This is a genomic window from Pseudomonadota bacterium (assembly GCA_026388255.1).
Classification (GTDB): Bacteria; Desulfobacterota; Syntrophorhabdia; order Syntrophorhabdales; family Syntrophorhabdaceae; genus JAPLKB01.
Map to the genome: position 1 here is coordinate 1 of JAPLKC010000110.1, position 2,293 is coordinate 2,293.

Here is a 2,293-nt window from a genome sequence, read left to right on the forward strand (position 1 = left end):
AATGCATTCTTTGGCGCCGAACAAAGCGCTGGAGATATAAGATATGTTGTCAAAAGCAATTTTCATTAGCCACGCGGTAGCTAACAAGGGACTTGCGGATAAACTGGTAGACCTGTTAGAAACAGGAATTGGGATATCTGATTCTGATATTTTTTGTTCTTCTTTGGAGGGTCTTGGTATACCTAGCGGTACTAATTTTGTTGATTTCATACGTAAACAAATCAGCGAGCCCAAAGCAGTAATTCTCCTTCTTACACCTGAATATTTTAGTAGTAGTTTTTGTTTATGCGAATTGGGTGCATCTTGGATTCTTTCACACAAAATTATTCCTCTGTTGGTACCGCCGTTAGAATACCACGATGTTAAAGCCGTTCTAACTGGAGTCCAAGTCCTCAAAATTGAAAGGAAATCTGATTTAAATGAAATGCAGAACGAAATAACTCTCGCTCTTAATAAAAAGGGGAAGCCTTTCGCGCGTTGGGAAGTCAAGCGCGATAAGTTCTTGGAAGAATTATCTGGTTATTTGAATTCTTGCATTCCGTTAAAAAGTATATCAAAGAAAGATTTTGAGATCATTGAAAGTAAATATAAGGAAGCAGTCGAAGAGATCAAATCAATGGAGGAAGAAATAAATCAAAAAGATGTTCTGATTGATAATCTTAAACAAGCCAAAGATTCAAATGCTGTAAAACAGATAGTCTATGAATCTATTGATTCTAAAGATCAATTTGAAGAGCTTATAAAAGGAGCCAAAAAAGCTTTAGAACCATTGCCTCCTATCGTCTGTGAAGCTTTATATTATCATTTTCGTGATGAAAGGTTGCCATGGCCTGGTTTTGGTGGTGATTATGAAAGAGACCAAATAAAGCATGCTGTTGAGCAAGATTTTCTCGAAGATAGGGATGATGGTGTGGATGTTTGGAGTTGCCCCTATCAAACCGGACACCCTTCTATCTTATTTAACTCCCTTCTGTACTCCCTCGGTGATTTCATCTTCAATCCCTTATGGGGATGATATTCGTTGTAATCTTCAAACCAGTGGGGAAGACATTCCATAACTGTCCGTGCATCTGGTATATCGTTTATGTGTACATAATCCCGTTTAAACGTTTTGATAAAGGACTCGGCCATACCGTTTGATTCAGGACTGTGATATGGAGTTGTGCAGACTTCAAGGCCCACCATCCTGGCAAAGCGGATGGTGCCATGGGCGGTATAAGCAGAACCGTTGTCGGTAAGCCATTGGATTCTGCGAGGAAGTATGTCTGCTTTGCCGAAGCGATATTCAATTGATTCTGCCATGAGGTCTTTCACCATCTCAGCGGTTATTCCTTTTGTAGTAGCTATGTAGCTCATAACCTCCCTGTCGGAGCAATCCATGGCAAAGGCAACACGGACCTTCTCTCCATTAAAGCAGAGTATCTCAAAGCCATCGGAACACCAGCGCATGTTACTGGTAAGGGTAATTATCGTCCCTGTATGGAGACGTGTTGGTCTTCCGGTGCATTTCGGCAGAAGAAGATGATTGACCCTCATGATCCGGTATATCCGTTTATGGTTTACCTTCTGTTCAAGTTTACGGTTAAGAAGAGCTGTCACTCTTCTGTAGCCGTATGTAGGTTTCTCATCGGTAATCTCCCGGATAAGGGACAAATATGCAGCATCATCCGGTTTCTTGTTATATCTGCTCCTTCCGGTCTTTCCTCGTGCATACTGATTGGAGCGTGATACTGCCAGGGCATCGGTGACTGTCTTCATGGGGTAGCGTCCTTTCCGGATAAGGGAGACCACAATATCAGTTTTTTTTCATGGGCAATCTCGATGGCATCCCTTAAGATCTCCACTTCCATGGTTTTTTTACCGAGTAAGCGTTGCAGTTCCCGTATCTGCGACTTTAGCTGTCTCACTTCAGAGATGGGGACAACAGCTTCTTCCGATCCGGCGGCTACAAGAGCTCCTTCATGTATGAGACGTCTCCACTTGAAGAGCTGGTTGGGATGGACTCCATACTTTCTTGCAACGGAAGACATGCTGTTGCCGGATTGTTCTGCCTCCGCTATCATGGCCCTTTTCTGTTCCGCGCTCCAATACCTTCTTCTCTCAACTGATGTAATGATCTCTACCGGACTCATATCTCTCCTTTCTTTGATTATAGTAATAACTTTATGGCTATTACTACAATTTATTTTGGTTGTATGAGTGTCCGGTTAAAACGGGGGCTACTCCAATGTTGTCGAGAGAGATCCGAAAATATCTAATGCAATTATTGCTCTCAATGAAATTCGACAATTCC

2 protein-coding genes are annotated in these 2,293 nt (G+C 42.1%); one reads left to right on the top strand and one right to left on the bottom strand.

What is annotated here, in order from left to right; genetic code table 11:
• Positions 1 to 43 precede the first annotated feature (43 nt).
• Entirely contained in the window at positions 44 to 1,015 is a 972-nt protein-coding gene (locus NT178_16430) for a toll/interleukin-1 receptor domain-containing protein (protein MCX5814108.1), read from the top strand.
• On the opposite strand, the gene NT178_16435 is transcribed toward NT178_16430, so the two are convergent.
• Positions 934 to 2,132 (bottom strand): IS3 family transposase gene (locus NT178_16435; protein ID MCX5814109.1). Its coding sequence is split into 2 segments (ribosomal slippage): positions 934 to 1,808 and positions 1,808 to 2,132, totalling 1,200 coding nucleotides; the frame shifts between segments, so codons are not numbered across the junction. The two genes, NT178_16430 and NT178_16435, sit on opposite strands and share 82 nt — an antisense overlap.
• Positions 2,133 to 2,293: the final 161 nt, after the last annotated feature.

Excerpts from the sequence above, each read along its gene's own strand:
- NT178_16430 (MCX5814108.1), top strand. The coding sequence starts at position 44 with ATGTTGTCAAAAGCAATTTTCATTAGCCACGCGGTAGCTAACAAGGGA.